The 15,061-nt window shown below is 69.9% G+C and carries 22 protein-coding genes; 12 read left to right on the plus strand and 10 right to left on the minus strand.

The features are described from left to right. Nucleotides 1–15 precede the first annotated feature (15 nt). Nucleotides 16–903 (minus strand): maleylpyruvate isomerase N-terminal domain-containing protein, encoded by an 888-nt coding sequence (locus tag ACIBST_RS19405; RefSeq protein WP_397173236.1) that lies wholly within the window; start codon nt 901–903, stop codon nt 16–18. Nucleotides 904–1,071: 168 nt separating this feature from the next. Here ACIBST_RS19405 and ACIBST_RS19410 point away from each other — a divergent pair, with 168 nt between their 5' ends. Then, nucleotides 1,072–1,830, plus strand: a complete 759-nt coding sequence (locus tag ACIBST_RS19410; RefSeq protein WP_397173237.1) for an NAD(P)H-binding protein — start codon at nt 1,072–1,074, stop codon at nt 1,828–1,830. Between the two features lie 5 nt (nt 1,831–1,835). Here the strand turns inward: ACIBST_RS19410 and ACIBST_RS19415 are convergent, their stop codons facing one another. Then, on the minus strand, nt 1,836–1,967 hold the full coding sequence (locus ACIBST_RS19415) for a hypothetical protein (protein ID WP_397173238.1): 132 nt from the start codon (nt 1,965–1,967) through the stop codon (nt 1,836–1,838). 173 nt (nt 1,968–2,140) lie between these two features. Here ACIBST_RS19415 and ACIBST_RS19420 point away from each other — a divergent pair, with 173 nt between their 5' ends. Together ACIBST_RS19420 and ACIBST_RS19425 are read left to right on the plus strand one after the other, a co-directional pair. Beyond that, the gene (locus ACIBST_RS19420) at nt 2,141–3,187 is read left to right on the plus strand and encodes a trypsin-like serine peptidase (protein WP_397173239.1); all 1,047 of its coding nucleotides are present in this window, start codon (nt 2,141–2,143) and stop codon (nt 3,185–3,187) included. 714 nt (nt 3,188–3,901) lie between these two features. After that, on the plus strand, nt 3,902–4,405 hold the full coding sequence (locus ACIBST_RS19425; protein WP_397173241.1) for an HIT family protein: 504 nt from the start codon (nt 3,902–3,904) through the stop codon (nt 4,403–4,405). Between the two features lie 143 nt (nt 4,406–4,548). Here ACIBST_RS19425 and ACIBST_RS19430 read toward each other — a convergent pair whose 3' ends face one another. From ACIBST_RS19430 to ACIBST_RS19440, 3 genes are all read right to left on the minus strand, one after another. Continuing rightward, on the minus strand, nt 4,549–5,361 hold the full coding sequence (locus ACIBST_RS19430) for an inositol monophosphatase family protein (protein WP_397173243.1): 813 nt from the start codon (nt 5,359–5,361) through the stop codon (nt 4,549–4,551). Between the two features lie 10 nt (nt 5,362–5,371). Beyond that, nucleotides 5,372–5,707, minus strand: a complete 336-nt coding sequence (locus ACIBST_RS19435; protein WP_397173244.1) for a hypothetical protein — start codon at nt 5,705–5,707, stop codon at nt 5,372–5,374. A gap of 104 nt (nt 5,708–5,811) precedes the next feature. Further along, on the minus strand, nt 5,812–6,249 hold the full coding sequence (locus ACIBST_RS19440; RefSeq protein WP_397173246.1) for a hypothetical protein: 438 nt from the start codon (nt 6,247–6,249) through the stop codon (nt 5,812–5,814). Between the two features lie 209 nt (nt 6,250–6,458). Here ACIBST_RS19440 and ACIBST_RS19445 point away from each other — a divergent pair, with 209 nt between their 5' ends. From ACIBST_RS19445 to ACIBST_RS19460, 4 genes are all read left to right on the plus strand, one after another. After that, nucleotides 6,459–6,968, plus strand: coding sequence for a sensor histidine kinase (locus tag ACIBST_RS19445; protein WP_397173248.1), 510 nt, complete (start codon nt 6,459–6,461; stop codon nt 6,966–6,968). 267 nt (nt 6,969–7,235) lie between these two features. Continuing rightward, a complete protein-coding gene (locus ACIBST_RS19450) occupies nt 7,236–7,409 on the plus strand; it encodes a hypothetical protein (protein ID WP_397173250.1) in 174 nt (57 codons plus the stop codon). Nucleotides 7,410–7,507: 98 nt separating this feature from the next. Continuing rightward, the gene (locus ACIBST_RS19455; RefSeq protein ID WP_352355651.1) at nt 7,508–8,029 is read left to right on the plus strand and encodes an EF-hand domain-containing protein; all 522 of its coding nucleotides are present in this window, start codon (nt 7,508–7,510) and stop codon (nt 8,027–8,029) included. 69 nt (nt 8,030–8,098) lie between these two features. Beyond that, a complete protein-coding gene (locus ACIBST_RS19460; RefSeq protein ID WP_397173252.1) occupies nt 8,099–8,560 on the plus strand; it encodes an NUDIX hydrolase in 462 nt (153 codons plus the stop codon). A gap of 293 nt (nt 8,561–8,853) precedes the next feature. Here ACIBST_RS19460 and ACIBST_RS19465 read toward each other — a convergent pair whose 3' ends face one another. Beyond that, nucleotides 8,854–9,159, minus strand: coding sequence for a phosphoglycerate mutase family protein (locus tag ACIBST_RS19465; RefSeq protein WP_397173254.1), 306 nt, complete (start codon nt 9,157–9,159; stop codon nt 8,854–8,856). A 150-nt stretch (nt 9,160–9,309) separates the two neighbouring features. On the opposite strand from ACIBST_RS19465, the gene pyrH reads away from it, so the two are divergent. The 4 genes from pyrH to ACIBST_RS19485 all read left to right on the plus strand — a co-directional run bounded on the left by pyrH (nt 9,310) and on the right by ACIBST_RS19485 (nt 11,142). Beyond that, complete coding sequence (pyrH, locus tag ACIBST_RS19470) at nt 9,310–10,026, plus strand: UMP kinase (RefSeq protein ID WP_397173256.1); 717 nt, start codon at nt 9,310–9,312, stop codon at nt 10,024–10,026. Between the two features lie 21 nt (nt 10,027–10,047). After that, nucleotides 10,048–10,587 carry an SMI1/KNR4 family protein gene (locus tag ACIBST_RS19475; RefSeq protein ID WP_397173258.1) on the plus strand — a complete coding sequence of 180 codons (540 nt, stop codon included), beginning with the start codon at nt 10,048–10,050 and terminating at the stop codon, nt 10,585–10,587. A gap of 124 nt (nt 10,588–10,711) precedes the next feature. Then, the gene (locus ACIBST_RS19480; RefSeq protein WP_397173260.1) at nt 10,712–10,891 is read left to right on the plus strand and encodes a hypothetical protein; all 180 of its coding nucleotides are present in this window, start codon (nt 10,712–10,714) and stop codon (nt 10,889–10,891) included. Next, nucleotides 10,888–11,142 (plus strand): hypothetical protein, encoded by a 255-nt coding sequence (locus tag ACIBST_RS19485; RefSeq protein WP_357967010.1) that lies wholly within the window; start codon nt 10,888–10,890, stop codon nt 11,140–11,142. Before ACIBST_RS19480 ends, ACIBST_RS19485 begins: the two co-directional genes overlap by 4 nt. 397 nt (nt 11,143–11,539) lie before the next feature. On the opposite strand, the gene ACIBST_RS19490 is transcribed toward ACIBST_RS19485, so the two are convergent. From ACIBST_RS19490 to ACIBST_RS19505, 4 genes are all read right to left on the minus strand, one after another. Next, nucleotides 11,540–12,103, minus strand: a complete 564-nt coding sequence (locus ACIBST_RS19490; protein WP_397173262.1) for a hypothetical protein — start codon at nt 12,101–12,103, stop codon at nt 11,540–11,542. A gap of 219 nt (nt 12,104–12,322) precedes the next feature. Continuing rightward, nucleotides 12,323–12,718, minus strand: coding sequence for a DUF5655 domain-containing protein (locus tag ACIBST_RS19495; RefSeq protein WP_397173264.1), 396 nt, complete (start codon nt 12,716–12,718; stop codon nt 12,323–12,325). A 106-nt stretch (nt 12,719–12,824) separates the two neighbouring features. Next, nucleotides 12,825–13,220: a hypothetical protein gene (locus ACIBST_RS19500; protein WP_397173265.1), complete on the minus strand. Its 396-nt coding sequence runs from the start codon at nt 13,218–13,220 to the stop codon at nt 12,825–12,827. A 545-nt stretch (nt 13,221–13,765) separates the two neighbouring features. Next, nucleotides 13,766–14,035, minus strand: coding sequence for a hypothetical protein (locus ACIBST_RS19505; protein ID WP_397173267.1), 270 nt, complete (start codon nt 14,033–14,035; stop codon nt 13,766–13,768). A gap of 215 nt (nt 14,036–14,250) precedes the next feature. Between ACIBST_RS19505 and ACIBST_RS19510 the strand changes: the two genes are divergently transcribed. Next, nucleotides 14,251–14,979 (plus strand): Type 1 glutamine amidotransferase-like domain-containing protein, encoded by a 729-nt coding sequence (locus tag ACIBST_RS19510; RefSeq protein ID WP_397173269.1) that lies wholly within the window; start codon nt 14,251–14,253, stop codon nt 14,977–14,979. Nucleotides 14,980–15,061: the final 82 nt, after the last annotated feature.

Genomic DNA, 15,061 nt, shown 5'->3' on the forward strand with positions numbered 1-15,061 from the left:
AATACTTTGTGGCGTTCACACCTGTATGGACTCGACGCGCGTGCGCGGGACCGTCGTCGTGGGCAGGCGGACGAACCGCAGAAAGGCCGGCAGCAGCCACGGACGCCGCCCCCAGACGGCCACCTTGCCCGTGAGCGCGGCCCGCGTCCTGGACATCCGGCCGAACAGCAGCAGGTTCAGCGCCGCCGGGTCGAACCGCACGTGCGCGTCCACCTGCGGCCCCAGCTCGGCCACCGACACCCGCCCGTGGTCGAGCGCCAGCGCGGCCGGCGCGGTGTGCGCGGAGTGGAAGCCGACGGTGATCCGGCGGGGCGGGGCGGGCGTCCCGGTGTCCATCAGATGTCCGTAGTCGTTCCTGATCATCCCGATCAGGAACAGGTCGAAGAACAGCCCGGCGTCCCGCGCGGGCACCGACCAGGGGGTACGGGTGGCGCGGGCGATGTCCCAGCCGTGCAGCAGCAGCTCGTTCAGCAGGTGGGCCAGCACGCCCGCGACGGGCACCCGCGCGTCGCCCAGCCACGGGACCGGCGTCGCCGGATCGACCTCCGCGCCGGCGCGCAGGATCTCCCGGACGTCGCCGCGCAGCCGCTCGGCCAGGACGGCCGGGTCCCGCTCGGGGAAGTGCTCGAACGCCAGCTCGTTCAGGGCGCTCACCGTGTCGACGTTCGCGCCGAGTATCGGCCCGGCCAGCTCGGGGAAGGGCGTGGTCACGTCGCCGCGCACCACGCAGGTGTAGAGCGAGGCGATCGCGGCGACGTGGGCCGCGGTCTCGGCGACGGTCCACTCCTTGGTCGCCATGGCGTGGGGATCGACGATGGAGACCAGCTTCGCGAACCGGTCGGTGGCCGCCTTGAGCGAGCCGCGCACCGACGCCCATTTGCCGTACGTGATGAGCTCGTCCATGTTCTCTCCAGAGGTCCACGATCACGCTAACCCGGGTGACCTGGGCGGTCTTCTCCGGAAATGCTCCTCTGGGGCCGTCGTGGGCCCGTCCCGGGCGGAAAAGCGGTGGCGTCGCAGGACGTCGCGGCAGTTCACTTTGAGCACCCATCCTGATCAAGAGGGAGCTCCATGATCGTTATCTCGGCGGCGTCGGGCGCGCTCGGCCGTCTCGTCATCGACCGGCTGCGGACCAGGGCGGACGTCGTCGCCGCCGTACGCGATCCGGCCCGCGCGCCCGAGGGCGTGCCGGTGCGGCGGGGCGACTATGACGATCCGGCGAGTCTGCGCACGGCGTTCGAGGGCGCCGCCCGCCTGCTCCTGATCTCGTCGCCGGAGCTCGACCCCGGCCGCCGGATCGGCCACCACCTGGCCGCCCTCGCCGCCGCCGCAGACGTGGGCGTCGGCGCCGTCGTCTACACCAGCTTCCTGGACGCCGACACCGTCGCCACGGGCATGACCGAGGCCCACCACGCCACCGAGCAGGCCCTCCTGCGCAGCGGCCTGCCGTACACGATCCTGCGCCACCCCTTCTACGGCGACGCGTTCGTCCCCCGGGTCTCAGGCGGCGAGCTGACCGGGAGCGGCGGAGGGCGCGGCCTGAACACCGCGTTCCGGTCGGACCTGGCCGAGGCGGCGGCCAACGTGCTGACCGGCGAAGGCCACGAGGGCCGCGCCTACGACTTCACCGGGCCGCTGTGGACCCACCCGGAGGTGGCCGAAGCGCTGGGCGTGCCCTACCGCGAGGTCCCCGACGCCGGCCCCGGCCCGATGGCCTGGCTGAACGCCCGGATCCGCGCAGGCGCGCTGGAGAGACAGACCCCCGACCTGGAGAACGTCCTCGGCCGCCCCGCCCGCACGATGCTCTCCCACCTCCGCGCCACCCTCTGACCGCCCTACCTCCGGCCGCGCGACATCACCACGACGATCCAGACGATGGTGGGCAGCAGAATCAGGAACACCAGGATTCCGGCAATGACGGTCCAGTCCGCGTCGGAAAAGTGCTGAGACGGCAGATCATCCTCCACCGGGCGATGCTATCGATCACCGCCGGCCCGCCAAGGGCTCGTGCGCGGGGGTCGGGTTGACAGCCGGCTGTCGAAAGTGTTGATCATCTTGAGTTCGGCAGGTAGCGTCAGCCCTCGACGGCGATCGTATGTTCGAAAAGCCGTAACCCCCCGAGCAGAGTGGAGCAGGCTGGATGAAGACAATGCTGGGCGTGCTGGCCACCGGCCTCCTGGTCTCCGGACTCACGGCCGCGCCCGCCGCCGGAGCGGCCGGCACGGCTAGCTACCCGCTGGCGGTCACGCAGACGTCCGCCGTCGAGGTGGCCGCGTTCTGGCTGGGCAACGGCGGCGCCAACCTGGCGGACGCCACCCCCTACGCCGTCCAGACCGACATCGACGAGGTCATCCTCGGCGGTACGGTCGTTGCCGACGGCAAGCCCGGCACCGTCCCGCCCGTGCTCCCGCCCGACGGCGCCGGAGACGCCGGCAAGGGGCCCGTCAGCTCGGGCAAGGTGTTCTTCGTCGGCGCCGACGGCCTGCCGCACTGGTGCACCGGCACCGCCATGCAGTCGCAGTACCGCAACCTCGTGGCCACCGCCGGCCATTGCGGGTACGACCAGCAGTACGGCGCGGCTCTCGGCAAGTGGGTCTTCGTCCCCGGCCACTCCGCCGGCGCCGCCCCGTCCGGCCTCTACGTCGGCAAGCAGCTCTTCACCCACTTCGACTTCCCCGCGTACGGCGACCACGACCGTGACTACGCCTTCGTCACCGTCCACAACGGCGTCACCTCCTCACCCGCGGGCGAGCTGACCGACACCGGCAGGCTGGTCGACCAGGTCGGCGGACAGGGACTGGCCTGGAACCAGCCGCTCGACTCCTCGGTCGACGTCTTCGGCTTCCCGGCAGGCGTCCACCCCGACGGCTCCCGCCCGCAGCCGGGCGACACCCTCGAAACCTTCTCGGGACGCACCTCCGCCGCCCAGGCGCCCGGCCTGAAGGCCGAGGAACTCGCCGCCGTGGACTCCCCGTTCCCCGGTGAAGGCTCCCTCGGCTCCTCCTGGCTGCTGCGCTACGACAAGAGCAGTCGCGTGGGCCACCTCAACGCGATCACCATCAGCGTCGCCGACACCGACGGCGACCTGCGCTACGACAAGAGCTTCTCGCCGTACTTCGACGGCGAACTGCGCGGGGTCTACTCCGACGCGAGCACCCAGTGGAGCGGCTCCATCGTCCTGCCATAGGGCACGCCACCGGGCCGGAGGATACTGCGGTGTGCATCCTGTTGAAGAGCAAGCCCACGAGCTGGGGAGCCGCGTCTACGTGGCTCTGCGGGACGGCGGCCTCGACGCCGCCCCCGTCCTGGAACTGGCCTCCCTGCTGGAGGAATGGGGTCTGAGCACTGCGACCACGCGGGAGCTCCTGGAGTCCTCCGCCGCCCGGCCGAGCGCCGCCGATCTGGCCCGGCTGGGGCAGGGTCTTCTCGACGACATCGACTTCCGTCCGGGCTTCGCCGTCGACCCCCAGTTGTGGACGACGCTGGAGCAGGCGCTGGAGGTCGTGGAACGCGACGTCCGGGTTGCCGGGATCACCGGCCGGCTACGCCTGATCACCGATCCCTTGCGCGGGCGTCACGACGCGCAGGTGGAGTACGAGGGTTCCTACCACGGCAACGGGATCCCGCCGGAAGGGGGGCAGCGACCCGCAGCGAGCGTTGCTGTCCCTCGCCGAGGCGGTCCAGGAGACCCTCATGGGGCTCACCTGGACGGTGTGGCCCGTCTGCCCCGCGCACGACCGTGGGCTGCACGTCGGAGGGGAGGATCGCGGGCCTGTCTGGCGGTGCACCAGCGGTGGAGGGCATGTCGTCGCGCTGGTCGGCGAGTTGTCCTGAGCGCGCCGGGCCGGGGACGCCGACCGGCTCGCCGGCGAGCTCCGGGCCGTGTGTAGGGTCGGGCGTCATGAGCGATGACTGGCGGCAGGACCGGATCGGCAGTGCGTTGGCGGGCCGGAATCCCACCGTGCTCAGGCGGCTGGACGCCGGCTTCGCCGTGATCGGTGACACTCAGTTCCTGCCGGGATACTCGGTTCTCCTGACGGACGAGCCCGGCGTCCAACGGCTGTCCGACCTGCCCCGGGCCAGGCGGATGGCGTTCCTGTCGGACATGGAGCTGCTCGGCGAGGCGGTCGAGCGGGCCTGCGGCGCGCTGGACCCGGGGTTCCGGCGGGTGAACCTGGAGATCCTCGGCAACACCGACCCCTTCCTGCACGCCCACGTCTGGCCGCGGTACGAGTGGGAACCGGCCCGGCTGGTCGGCCGGCCGGTGTGGCTGTATCCGCCCGAGAGCTGGTCCGACGAGCGATTCGCCCTCGGCCCGCGGCACGACCCGGTGCGCGAGGAGATCGGCCGCCGACTCGGCGAACTGCACGCGGCCCACGGAGCTCAGCCCAACACCGGCGGCTGAAGCGGACCCCGGGAACCGCCCGGTCCTGCTTCAACGCCGGACGGCCCTGCGCGAATGCCTCGCCGTCGCCGGGCGGCCCTGCGCGGAAGCCTCGCCGACGCCCGGACCGACCTAAGCGAATGCCTCGCCGACGCCGGACGGCCCTATTCCGGGGGCTCGCCGCGGGAGCGGGCGACGGTGAGGAGTTTCAGGAGGTCGGCGGCGAGGGCGGGGCTCGTCGCGACGGTCGCCCCGGAGGACAGGTCGTGGGGGCTGCCGTCGAGGTCGAGAACCAGGGCTCCGGCCTCGCGGGCGATGACGACGCCCGCCGCGGTGTCCCACGGGTTGTTGCTGAGCATGACGCTGGCATCCACCTTGCCGTCGGCCACCCACACGAGGTCGATCGCGGCCGAGCCGAGCATCCTGACGCGCTGGACGCGCGCGGCCAGCTCCTGGGTCAGGGCGAAGCGGGGGCGGTTGCGTTCGGCCGCGTCCTCGCCCACCGCGTAGTCGCCCAGGGCGACGACGGCGTCCTGGAGTTCCCTGGCGCCGCTGACCCGGACGGGCGATCCGCCGGCCGTCGCACCGGCGCCCCGGGCGGCCGAGTAGCGGACGTCCAGGAACGGCAGGCCGACGACGCCGAGCAGCGGCACGTCCCCGTCGACCAGGCCCAGGGAGACCCCGCACAGCGGGATGCCGTGCAGGAAGTTCGCCGTGCCGTCCACGGGGTCGAGCACCCACGTCAGGCCCCGGCCCGGCCGGCTCGCGCCCTCCTCCTCGCCGAGAAAGCCCAGCTCGGGCGTCTCCTTCGACAGGAACTCGCGTACGGCGTGCTCGACGGCGAAATCGACCTCGGTGGCCATGTCGCGGTCGCCCTTGGCGGTGACGACGCCGGGAGCCCGGGTGGTGATGATCTCGCCGGCGATCGACGCGGCCCGCTCGGCGACGGGCAGCAGCGTCCGGACGTCGATGGTCATACGGGCCGTCCTAGGGCAGTTCGGAACGCATCAGGGCCTTGGCGAACGGCTCTCCGGTGGCCCGCGCGTGCGCCATCCGCGCGCGAGCAGCGCCGAGCGTGCGCGGCCGGTAGCCGGGCCCGCCGCAGCAACTCTTGTGGAAGCCGACGCCCGCGTGCAGCAGCAGCGAGAGCACCCGCCAGGCCGCGGTGTCGCGCCGCCGGGGGGCCGCGAAGGCGGAACCCACGTGGATCAGCGGCTCGCCGCACCGCGGGCACGACCGTCCTCGGTCACCGGGCAGCGGGTAGGGCTGCTTGTACGAGGCCCGGCAAGGCAGGCAGACGAACGACGTCTTCGCATGACCCATGCGCCCAGGGTAGCCCCCAGGGTCGGCCGGCTCCGGCTCCTGAGGGCCAGGAGCCGGAGCCGGCCGGGGTCCCGCCAACCCTTCCCTGGCGGGGTGCGGGGTGGTCAGTTCTCCTCGTACGGGGCGGGCGGCCGGAGCAGGTCGCAGCCCTCGAAGACCTGCCTCTCGGCCGCCGAGCCGGGCTTGACCTGCTTGAACCCGGCCGGCTTCGTCTCGTCCTTGGTGACGGGCTGCCAGACGCCGCCCTTGCGCAGACACTGCGCCCACGCGGCGAACTTGGCGTCCTCCTCGGGGGTGGCCGGTTCGGAGCCGCCGAGCAGCGCCGAGTCCCACTCCTTGCACGCCTTCATGGCGGCGTCGAGCTTGGCCTGGGTGACCTTGCTGACGGCGCTGGTGTCGAGGTCCTGCCCCTTGACCGGGTCCGGGATGTCGATCCCGTTCTCGCGCATGCATCCGGCGAACTTCACCGCGGTCTCGTGCCAGCTCGGCTTGCCGGAGTCGGCGCGGGGCTGGACGAGCCGGCGAGGCTCTGCGTCCCGCACGCCGCGCTCAGGGCGAGGACGGGCAGGGCGGCCAGGACGGCGAGACGCCGCTTGCTGATCAACACGGTTTCCTCCAATGGGTCGGCGGGCTGCCCAACACCGTGGCCCGCCGTTGTGAGGAGCCCGTCCGCTCCATGTCATGAACGGAAGCGGGCGCCGACCGGCTGGACGCCGACGCCGGGACCGCCGCCCGGCTGATCACCGCCGAGGTGGCCCGGCTCCCCGCGCTCGTCGACGACCTGATGGAGATCTCCCGCTTCGACGCCGGGGCCGCCGCGCTGAACCTCAACGACGTGGACGTCGGCGCCGCCGTCGCGGCCTGCCTGCGCTCCCGCGGCTGGAGCTCGGACGTCACCGCCGACCTGCCGTCGCCGGACGTCCGCGTTCCCCTCGACCCGCGCCGCCTGGACGTCATCGTGGCCAACCTCGTCGGCAACGCGCTGCGGCACGGCGCGCCGCCCGTCGCCGTCCAGGTGCGCGCCACCGGTCGGGCGGTCGCCGTCGAGGTCTCCGACCAGGGGCCCGGCCTGCCCGCCGACGTGCTCCCGCACGTCTTCGAGCGCTGCTACAAGGCCGAGCTCGCGCGGACCCGCTCCGAGGGCAGCGGCCTGGGGCTGGCCATCGCCCGCGAGAACGCCCTCCTGCACGGCGGCGACCTCACCGTGGCCCCCGGCCCGGGGGCCGTCTTCACCCTCACCCTGCCGAGGAACCGTCCGTGAGGGCCTGGCCGCTCGCGTTGGTCCTGGCCGCCTGCGCGGCCTGCGGAGTGGGCCCCACGGGCGTGATCCGCGCCGGCGAGGCGCCGCGCGGCTTCATCCAGGGGACCAGCCTGTACTTCGTGCGGCACGACCGTCTCGTGCCCGTCACCCGCCCCGAGGGCCCCGCTGGACGCCGCCGAAGCCGTCGGGCTGCTGACCGGCGGCCCCACCGCGGAGGAAGGCGAGCGGGGCTTCGTCACCACGCTGCCGGAGAAGCTGGCCGTCCAGGTGGGCGACGACGCGTTCGTCCCGGCCGAGGGCGCCGGCCTGTCGCGGACGGCGACCGGGCAGCTCGTCTGCACGATCGCCGCCGCCACCGCCGCCGAGCGCGGCGTGGAGGTGGACGACGTACGGGTGACCGTGCCGGGCGCCGGGCAGGCCCGCTGCGCGCACTTCACCTGACCCCCCACCCTACGTAACGGATTAGTCACTCAAACGACTATGGTCACGATAAGTGATCACTCGACAGCATTGGGTCTCCCCGAGGAGTGGAGGCAGATGTGGCCAGTGAGTTCCAGCGGAAGAAGGTCGGCGGCGTCTTCCGGGCGATGGACGTCGACGGCGACGGCCGGCTGACCCAGGCCGACTTCCAGGCGCTCGCCCACCGCTGGTCGGCCGTCGCGGGGCCGGCCGGCCCGGAGCGGCTGACCTCCGTCATGACCGGCTGGTGGCCGGTGCTCCGGGCCGCCTCCGGCGGCGACGCCGGCGTCTCCCTCGACCAGGTGCTCAGCGTGGTCGACGTGCTCGGCGACATGACCGACGCGGTCACCGGCACCGCCGACGCGATGTTCGAGGCCATCGACCTCAACGGCGACGGCCTCATCTCCCGCTCGGAGTACGGCGCGCTGATCGAGACGTGGAACGGCGCGCCCTCGGCCACCGACGACATCTTCCCCCGCCTCGACCTGGACGGCGACGGCCACCTCTCACGCGAGGAGTTCCGCCTCCACTGGACCGAGTTCTGGGCCGGCGACGACCCGGACGCCCCCGGCTCATACGTGTTCGGCGCCCCGCCCGAATGACCGCTTCCCGGGGCCACTGGAGCGTCGCGACCGGGTCAGGGGTCAGGGCCGGATCGTATGATCCGTCTCATGTCGATCCCCCGAGCGGTCGCCGTGGTCGTCGACGGCAGCCGGGTCCTGGTCATCAAGCGGTACTTCCGGCGCGGCGCCGGCGTCGCCTGCGGCATCTGCACCGCCAAAGGGCGACAAGGGCAGCCGTGTCCCGGGCACCACTACGCGCTTCTTCCGGGAGGCCACGTGGAGGACGGCGAGTCGCCGGAGAGCGCCGCGGTCCGCGAGCTCCACGAGGAGACGACGCTCACCGCGACGATCGACCGGTTGCTCTTCGCCGGCTCGCACAACGGCCGGCCCGCCTTCTACTTCCTCATGCGGGACGTGCTCGGCGTCCCGTCGCTCTCCGGTGACGAAGCCGTGGACCACGGGCCGGACAACACCTTCGAGCTCAGGTGGGCGAGCGCCGCCGAGTTCGGGCGGCTCGGCCTCTACCCCGCCGACGTGCGCGAGCCGCTCACCCGGCTGCTCCACAGCTGACCCCGCCCCCCGAACCCGCCGGGCCACGTGGGCAGGACGATCTCCGCCCCAGGGTTCTCCCATGAACAGGTCCCTACGATTGGCGCCCATCACCCCTGCCAACGTCGAGATGGCCCTCGCCGTGAAGGTCCGTCCCGATCAGGAGCGGTTCGTGTCGCCGGTGGCGAAGTCCCTCGCGGAGGCCTACGTGCAGCCGCAGGTGGCCTGGCCGCGCCTCATCCTGGACGGTGATCGTCCCGCCGGTTTCCTCATGGCGTTTCTGGACATCGACTGGAACGGCAAGGGCGTCGACTTCAGGTCCGGCCTGTGGCGGCACGCGGCTGTACGTCACGTGGGAGCCAGGGGAAGGCGGCCCCGAGGACTTCTACCGCAAGCTCGGCTTCCAGCTCACGGTCGAGGAGAGCGGCGGCTGTCTGCACGGCGCGGGGCAGGGGCGAGGAGTAGATCGCCGTCGTGTCGTCGCCGATCTCCGCGGTGATCCGCCGCCCGAGCTGTGCTGCTTGCCGGTGTCCGGTGTCGGTGAGGCCGCGGCATCCGTTCGGGCCGCCTATCACGCCCTCCTGCTTGTGGCGGGAGTCCCCGTGACGTACGAAGAACATCCGAGTTCGCATGCTGTGGATCATGCCAAGGGGGCGGCCGTCGAGGCACCCGCAGTCGGACGTTCCTCGCGAGGGTGCGCCTCGTATCCTTGATCGGGTCGCCGAGGGCGCGGCCGTGGAGGGAACGGGATGAGTCGTTACTCACGGGTCGTGGTGAAGCTGAGCGGCGAGGCGCTTGCCGGAGATGCCGGTTGGGGAAGCGATCCGGCGAGTCTCGCTCAGCTGGCGGATGAAATCCTCTCCGTCAGTACGCTGGGCGTCGAGGTCGCGGTGGTCATCGGCGGCGGCAACTACTTCCGCGGCCGGATGGCCGACGGCTGGGGGATCGGCCGCGCCGAAGCCGACAACATCGGCATGCTCGGCACGGTGATGAACGCGCTGATGCTGCGTGGCGTGCTCACCGCGCGGTCGCAGACGGATGTGCGGGTGATGACGGCAGTGCCGATGCAGAGCGTCGCGGAGCCCTTCATCCGGCTGCGCGCCGACCGGCACCTTCGCCGCGGGCTGATCGTCCTGCTCGCCGGTGGCATCGGCCAGCCGTACGTCACGACGGACTATCCGGCTGTCCAGCGGGCCCTGGAGCTTGAGGCGGACGCGCTGCTGGTCGCCAAGCGCGGGGTCGACGGGGTGTACGACAGCGACCCGAACGTGAACCCGGACGCCAAGCGGTACACCGACCTCACCTATCGAGAGGCTCTGGCGGCAGGGGTGCGGGTGATGGACCAGAGCGCCTTCGTCCTCGCCAACGAACAAGGGCTGGTCATGCACGTGTTCGACGTGGCGGCGACGGGCGTGATGAAGGCGATCTGCCAGGGAGAAGACGTGGGAACGAGGATCACCCGGGATCCGGAACACTCCAGGGCGTGAGCCGATGGCAAGATCACCGTCATGACGGACCGCGATGATCTCCTTCGGCGCGTGTCGGCGAAGGCGTGCGAGACCACGGAGCTCCTTCCTCCTCCCGCGACGGCGGAGGAGGTGGCACAGGCGGAACGCGCGTTGGGCTTTCGACTCCCTCCGCTGCTCACCCGGCTCTACCGCGAGGTGGCCAACGGCGGCTTCGGCCCCGACTACCAGCTTCTCCCGCTCGCCGGAGAAGGACGTACCGCCGTGAACGAATACCGCAAGATCCGGGAGACCTCAGGACCCGGCGCTGACGCGCACTGGCCGGCGGACGTCCTGCCCGTCCTGGACTGGGGGTGCGGCATGTACGCCGCCGTGGACTGCCGCAGCCCCGAGGGCGCCGTACTGCTCTTCGAGCCGAACGGGGTCGGCGATGACTGGCACCACGCCTGGTATGCCGACTCGGAGAGCCTGACCGAGTGGCTGGAGACCTGGCTCTCCGAAACGGGCTGGTACGAAGAGGGCGCCGACGAAGACGGTGAGCTGCGGCCATGGGAGTCCGCTCAGCAGCGGCTGGCGGAATGAGGCGCCTTTCGAGGGGCCGCTTCTGGCCTGGAGACCTGTTTCCGTAGGCGTCCGCTGAGACCTGCTGCCGTTCGGAGATCAAAGCGGTTGCGCGGCGGGGAGCCGGCGGCACATCATCTGAGACGTGGCCGCCCTGCCTGACCCCCTGCCCGTGCTCTTCGACTGCGGCTGTTCGGACATCTACCACTGCCCGCGCGCCGGGGAAGTCGAATGCCTCCGGCACAGCGGCTTCGCCGTTCGCCGCGACGCGCTTGAGCAGCACATCCCGGTTCGTGCCGCCACCAGCCATCAGGAGGCCCTGTGACAGAGGAAAGGGAAGTACCCGTAGGCCAGGCCCTGAACGGCCTCGACGTCTACCCGCTTCCCGACGGCTGGACCGCTCTGGGCGCGATAGTCCTCGTGAAGTGCCTCGACGAGGAAGGCCATTCCTCATGGGCCTTCCGAACCACGGACGGGCTGAGCGATGAGGAACTCCTCGGCGCCCTGACCGTCCGAACCGACCTCCTCCGCCGCAAGCTGTACGAGGCGTACACGGGCGACGAGGACGACGAATGAGACCAGTAGGTCTGCCCGGCGACGCGCGACTACGTCCGTCGGCGAAGGAAGGCCAGCGGGACGCAGACGAACGTGGAGATGATCATCATCGCCAAGAAGGGCAGCATGTCGACTCGAATGTTCATCTCCGGCTGGTAGGTGTTCATGTACCACTCGTCCAACGCGGCCAGTAGCCAGGCGCCTGCCGGCCACAAGAGGTGATGGGAGTGCCTTCAAGACCGCCGTTTCAGCTGGTAGCGGCGGTGGAGGTGTGAGCGTTGGAGTGCCGTCGAATCCCCGTGACTCCCCGCTGATCGCCGCCCGAACGGGCACGCAACGGGCACGCCCCCTCCGAGCCGGAGGTCCTGGAGGGCGGGTGATCGCGACTGCACCGAGGGGCGCCGAGCTGGACAGGCGCTCAACCCTCCTCAAGTTGCCGTAGGTACTCGGCCAGTTCGGGGACTGTCGGAAGAACCTGCGGGTCGACGCTCTTCCGGATCAGCCCGGCCTCCTCATCCCCGCGTTGCCCTTCGAGGATGACGACGACGAACTCGGGCGGAAGTGAGCCGTGGAGGTCGCCCCGGCGCGCTGTCGCGGTGATCGCTTTGCAGACGTGGGCCATCGCGGAGTCGTGCGCCGCATCGAGCGCGTTCAACGCCGCATACCGATCAGCCTCGGAGGCGGTGGGCGCCAAATGCTCTTCGGCGAGACGGTGATACCACGGCGACATCGCATTGCTCGGGACGTCCAGGACGTCCCACCGCCACTCCGGCGGGGTGAACCGCGTCGAGTGCCCATGGTCCTCGTGCACCGCTGCCTCAGTGTTGGCGGCCAGGGCAGGGGGGAGGATCTGGACGTCGTCCATGTAGAAGAGGTGGAAGGCTGCGCCGTACAGCCGCTCGCCGGGGCACGCCCCTGCAAGATCACTCAGGGTGCGGCATGCGCTGTCATGCCATGCGTCCTCGAAGGCGCCCCAGTCCATCGCCGCATGCTAGTGCGGATCTTGCGGCCTTGGCCGTCTGGATCCCGAGGGGTTCCGGTGCCGACATTGGTGAAGGGGCGCACAGCGGGCGCGAAAGACCGAACACAGCAACCGCGCTCGAAGCGACGAACTGGGCTCTCCAAGAGCGGGTGACGGGGATCGAACCCGCGCCGTCAGCTCGGGAACCGCAGCCATTGACCAGAAGCTTCACGCCTCGTGTCAGGGCTGGCCTTCTCGTGGAGCTCCCAGGTGTCCGCCTTGGCCCACTTCGTGCGCCTCGCGGAGCCAGCCGGCGAATTCCTCATCAAGTGCAGCGAGATCAGAGATTCGGAAGGAATGAACGTACAGCCGCTTCGTGTACGGAGCCACGCTGGTGATGCGAGAGTCGTCGCTGATCGTGCGCTGGATGTCGAAGTAACCTCGGAGCCCTCGCGCGTCCGGCTTCGCTCCGGCGAATCCACGACGTGTTCCCTTGACGGTGATCATGCTCTTGGACACCGCATACGTGAAGGGGCCGCATGCCGCAACCAGCCTGACGAATTCGCGGTACAGGGCCACCGATGTGTCGGGCTTGCCCTCAAGGTGGTCTTCGATCGTCCAGGTCTCATGGTCCATGGACCGAGAAAGTAGCAGGCGGCAGCGACGGTTTCCGGACTGCGAATCCGTACGTTCTCCCCTGCCTGACGCTCCTTTGTGCCAGGGCGCGTTGCGCGAGGTCTCGTCACGATCCGCGGTTGTCGGACGACAAGGCCAGGTAGGCGGCGCCGGCCGAGTTCAGGACGTTGATCCACCCAGGATGGTCGAGGTAGGCGTTGTCCGGAGCGGTAGGGCCGAGGTGATCGAGCACCTGCAAGAGGGCGTCGACCACCGCCTGCACGAGTTCGGCTTCTCGGTGATCGATGAGGAGATGAGGGATCAGTGCTCGTGCGGCGTGTTGGTCGATGAAGGTGTCGTCGATGAGCCAGTGCACGGCAGCGGTGAGGTCGGGCGATCCTTTCCCGGACCGCCAGTGTCGGTCCTGGTACTCGCGGTCACTCAGGGCTCGCAGTGACTCGAGCACGTCCTTGCGTCGCTCTGGCCACTGCACCGGTTGAACGCCGGGATGTTCTTCCCCCATAAGCGCCAAGCTACTGGGGCCTGTCGATGTCCAGTTGCCATGGGCCTGGTGGATCACGTCTGACAGGTGCCGTATCAGGATGCGGAAGCTTCTCTTGGTGGTGTCTCGGGTGGTTTCCCGGCGTCTCCCTCACCCGCTTCTAGCCCGCCGGAGAGTGACTCCTGATCAAAAATAATGGACAGGCCAGCTGTGCGGACAACAAGATCTCGGCATGGGAACCGACATCCATGGATTCATCGAGTGCCGCACATGGACTCCCGAACTCGATGTCGGTGAGACCGCGTGGTGCGCTGCCATCTCGCTGAAGATGTTGGTCGGCAGAGACTATGAAGCCTTCGATTGCCTCTTCGGGGTTCGCAGCTCAGGCCACTGGCGACCGATAGCGGCCGATCGCGGGCTCCCTCAGGATGCGTCGGAAACCACCAGAGCTGCCTGTGGGGGCGCTGAGCTGAGCAGTGAGCTGGTCCCGAGTGACCGTGACTGACCACTCATCACCCCTCTTGATGGCCCCTAATGGCCCGGTCATCAGCCTCCGACCTGCCGCTCTACCACTGCTTCCCCTCCGCCAAGCGCTGTTCCCGCATCGCGGCGATCGAGTCGCTGATGGCGCGCAGCACAGTCCGAGCCTGATCGCGTTCGACGCCCATGCGAGTCTGGAAATCCCAGTCGTCAAGATGAACGCCGTTACAGACCTCGTTGAGAGCATTGTTGATCGCGAGGGCGTCGTCCGGACCCAGTTTCACGGTGATCACTTCGGCGGTCGCACCAACGATTTCCACGAGCGCATTGTGCATGTTGAGGTGCACCGCGCGCATCTCCCCTGTCTGATCGCCCCGTGGCCCTGGCCCGCTCGGCTTGTCCCGGGTCGACGGTGGGCGGGATGATCAGGCTTCCACCTCGACCAGCTACGGGCCTCTGCTCGTGCTCATGCGCTCATCCCGGAGCCGAGGCCCCGCCGGAGGCATGAAGCGGGTGAGAGTTACGAAGGGCTCCTTGCGTGTGACCCGTCCCAGTTGAAAGATGCGTGTTCATGATCAGAGACTCGCAAATCCTGGCCTGTTCCGGGGTGCTGTATCCGCCTGAGGGATTTCGGCACGTCGGCGTTCAGATATGGCAGGCGAGGCAGTTGGCTGGTGTGCGTAAGCCGCGGATGTGCCTCATCGCGACGGCGGTGGGTGACTCGCGGGAATTCATCGACGGCTGGTACGCGCGGGCCGCGGCGTTCGGTGACGCGGACTTGTCCCATCTCCAGTTGTTCACGCAGCCGAACGTGCGCGACGTGCGGGCGCACCTCCTTGCCCAGGATGTGATCTTCGTGTCCGGGGGGAGCGTGGTGAACCTGCTGGCGGTCTGGCGGGCGCACCGCCTTGATGAACTCCTGCGGGAGTGCTGGGAGAAGGGCGTCGTACTGGCCGGTCAGAGCGCGGGCAGCCTGTGCTGGCACACGGGCGGTGTGACCGACTCCTTCGGCGACGATCTCGATGCTCTCAATGACGGCTTGGGATTCCTGCCGTTCAGCAATGGCGTCCATGATGACTTGGGCGATCAGCCCCGGCGGGCTCGGTTCCGCGAACTCGTGGGCACCGGGAGGCTGCCGGCGGGATACGCCACTGAGGACGGAGTCGCCCTCCACTACGTGGGCACCGAACTGCACGAGGTCGTGAGCGTCCTTCCCGACCGGAACGCATGGTTCGTCGAGGCAGACGGCGATGGCGGGTACCGGGAAAAGGCGCTTTCGGCTCGCTGCTGGGTTCCTTGAAAGTTGCGCTGAAGCTCGCCGCGCCACAACACGAGTGCGCGGCCCAGGCCGCCGGCGGCCGGGACCGCCCCCAGGCCGCATG

The sequence above is a fragment of the Nonomuraea sp. NPDC049684 genome, assembly GCF_044465345.1.
Taxonomy (GTDB): Bacteria; Actinomycetota; Actinomycetes; order Streptosporangiales; family Streptosporangiaceae; genus Nonomuraea.

Bases quoted from the DNA above. Each gene is read 5' to 3' on its own strand.
- ACIBST_RS19405 (WP_397173236.1), bottom strand. From the start codon at position 903: ATGGACGAGCTCATCACGTACGGCAAATGGGCGTCGGTGCGCGGCTCG.
- ACIBST_RS19410 (WP_397173237.1), top strand. From the start codon at position 1,072: ATGATCGTTATCTCGGCGGCGTCGGGCGCGCTCGGCCGTCTCGTCATC.
- ACIBST_RS19420 (WP_397173239.1), top strand. From the start codon at position 2,141: ATGAAGACAATGCTGGGCGTGCTGGCCACCGGCCTCCTGGTCTCCGGA.
- ACIBST_RS19425 (WP_397173241.1), top strand. From the start codon at position 3,902: ATGAGCGATGACTGGCGGCAGGACCGGATCGGCAGTGCGTTGGCGGGC.
- ACIBST_RS19430 (WP_397173243.1), bottom strand. From the start codon at position 5,361: ATGACCATCGACGTCCGGACGCTGCTGCCCGTCGCCGAGCGGGCCGCG.
- ACIBST_RS19435 (WP_397173244.1), bottom strand. From the start codon at position 5,707: ATGGGTCATGCGAAGACGTCGTTCGTCTGCCTGCCTTGCCGGGCCTCG.
- ACIBST_RS19460 (WP_397173252.1), top strand. From the start codon at position 8,099: ATGTCGATCCCCCGAGCGGTCGCCGTGGTCGTCGACGGCAGCCGGGTC.
- ACIBST_RS19465 (WP_397173254.1), bottom strand. From the start codon at position 9,159: ATGTTCTTCGTACGTCACGGGGACTCCCGCCACAAGCAGGAGGGCGTG.
- ACIBST_RS19475 (WP_397173258.1), top strand. From the start codon at position 10,048: ATGACGGACCGCGATGATCTCCTTCGGCGCGTGTCGGCGAAGGCGTGC.
- ACIBST_RS19490 (WP_397173262.1), bottom strand. From the start codon at position 12,103: ATGGACTGGGGCGCCTTCGAGGACGCATGGCATGACAGCGCATGCCGC.
- ACIBST_RS19495 (WP_397173264.1), bottom strand. From the start codon at position 12,718: ATGGACCATGAGACCTGGACGATCGAAGACCACCTTGAGGGCAAGCCC.
- ACIBST_RS19500 (WP_397173265.1), bottom strand. From the start codon at position 13,220: ATGGGGGAAGAACATCCCGGCGTTCAACCGGTGCAGTGGCCAGAGCGA.
- ACIBST_RS19505 (WP_397173267.1), bottom strand. From the start codon at position 14,035: ATGCGCGCGGTGCACCTCAACATGCACAATGCGCTCGTGGAAATCGTT.
- ACIBST_RS19510 (WP_397173269.1), top strand. From the start codon at position 14,251: ATGATCAGAGACTCGCAAATCCTGGCCTGTTCCGGGGTGCTGTATCCG.